This window comes from Nocardiopsis sp. TNDT3 (assembly GCF_003427465.1).
Taxonomy (GTDB): domain Bacteria; phylum Actinomycetota; class Actinomycetes; order Streptosporangiales; family Streptosporangiaceae; genus Nocardiopsis; species Nocardiopsis dassonvillei.
This window is the reverse complement of record NZ_QPFC01001171.1, coordinates 1-1245: the sequence shown is the minus strand read 5'-3', so window position 1 is coordinate 1245 and position 1245 is coordinate 1. Positions and strand designations below refer to the sequence as shown.

The 1245-nt window shown below is 70.0% G+C and carries 3 protein-coding genes; all 3 read left to right on the top strand.

Annotated features, from left to right (window positions below; translation table 11 throughout):
- Positions 1-502: type VII secretion protein EccB (locus tag DQW06_RS25315; RefSeq protein ID WP_198662547.1), on the top strand; the 502-nt coding region annotated here is incomplete at its 5' end.
- A gap of 22 nt (positions 503-524) precedes the next feature.
- A complete protein-coding gene (locus DQW06_RS25310) occupies positions 525-851 on the top strand; it encodes a hypothetical protein (protein WP_013152253.1) in 327 nt (108 codons plus the stop codon).
- Positions 852-902: 51 nt separating this feature from the next.
- Positions 903-1205, top strand: a complete 303-nt coding sequence (locus DQW06_RS25305) for a WXG100 family type VII secretion target (RefSeq protein WP_013152252.1) — start codon at positions 903-905, stop codon at positions 1203-1205.
- Positions 1206-1245 lie beyond the last annotated feature (40 nt).

Sequence of the window (1245 nt, the reverse complement as noted above, 5' to 3'; positions counted from 1 at the left end):
GCCGGCGGGCGAGGCGCACAGCCGACTCTCCGACGGCCAGGGGCCGCGCGAGGAGCGCCACCCCGCCGCCCCGCCGGAACTGGTGGGTGCCGGCGCGGGCGTGCCGTGCCTGCGGCTGGCCCCCGACGGCTCGCTGTCGGTGAGCATGGACGACCCCGCCGGGGTGGAGGCCTGGCCGGTCCAGGAGCGGCCCGGCATCGCCCCCGGGTGCCCGACCCCCGACCTGGTCGGCATCGCCTCCGGCCGGGGCTCGCTCGCCGCCGCCCAGCCCGTGGGCGGTGGAGGCACCGCCACCACCCACTACCTCGTCACCGACAGCGTGGCGAAGTACCCGGTGCTCGACGAGACCGCTCTGACCTCCCTCGGCTACCAGACGGCCCAGGCCGTCCCGGTCCCGACCTCCCTGCTGCGGCTGCTGCCCTCCGGGCCGGTGCTCGACCCGGAGGCTGCCGCCCTCCCGCTGGCGCCCTCGTCGATGCTCGAGGACGCCGGATGCCCCTGATGGAACCAACAGAGGAGATCCCATGTCGCAGATGACACAGACTACGGACGATGGCGAACGGCTTGCGCAGGAGGCGATGACCGAGGCCCACGCCAAGTGCAACGAGGTCTACACCAGCGTGGACGCCACGCGTGACAAGCTGCGCGCCTCCTGGCAGGGAGCGGCCTCCAACAGCTACAGCGAGGCGGTCGTCGCCTGGCTGGAGGAGCTGCGGCTCATCACCAACGACATGAACCGGATGATCGGCACCTTCGGCGGCACCGTCCAGGCCATGCACAGCACGGAGGACGCCAACATCATCGCCGGTTCGCGGTGGATCAACGAGCTCAACCCGAACCAGGCCGGCTGAGTCCGGGCCGCCACCTCCACCCGCACCCGTCCCTTTCCGGAAGGCGAGACCATGAGCATCAACGGTTTCAGCGTCACCTACGCCTACGTCAACGAGGCCACCGACGAACTGCGCGCCCAGACCAAGAACGTCGAGAACCAGCTCGAGCAGCTCAACACGACGATGCAGTCCCTCCAGAGCCAGCTCGAGGGTGCCATGTTCACGGAGTACCAGAACAAGTACCGGTCCTGGCAGAGCAACGTGGCCGACATGAACACCCTGCTCCTCAAGGCCGAGATGGCCCTGAAGCAGATCAGCCACGAGTACTCCTCCACCGACAGTCGCGAGGCCATGAACTGGCAGGCGCTGCTGTAGTCCGCTCCCCCTCCCCCCCGGGGCGGGCGTCCCACCACTC